Genomic DNA, 242 nt, shown 5'->3' with positions numbered 1-242 from the left:
TGGCGTCCCCTAGGGGACTCGAACCCCTGTTACCGCCGTGAAAGGGCGGTGTCCTAGGCCACTAGACGAAGGGGACATACCCGACGCTTGGTAGCGTACCAAGTTATGAACCTCACGATTCAGCCTGGATTTTCTTTTCCTGCCCTGCCGAAGCAGTGCCGGAGAAACTGGAGCGGGAAACGAGACTCGAACTCGCGACCCCGACCTTGGCAAGGTCGTGCTCTACCAACTGAGCTATTCCC

1 tRNA gene is annotated in these 242 nt (G+C 58.3%); it reads right to left on the bottom strand.

From position 1 onward, the window contains the following. A tRNA-Glu gene (locus HU720_RS24040) sits at positions 1 to 76 on the bottom strand. Positions 77 to 242: the final 166 nt, after the last annotated feature.

Origin of the sequence: Pseudomonas sp. SWRI51 (assembly GCF_014268825.1) — a bacterium.
Lineage (GTDB): Bacteria > Pseudomonadota > Gammaproteobacteria > Pseudomonadales > Pseudomonadaceae > Aquipseudomonas > Aquipseudomonas farsensis.
This window is presented reverse-complemented; position numbering and strand designations above follow the sequence as displayed.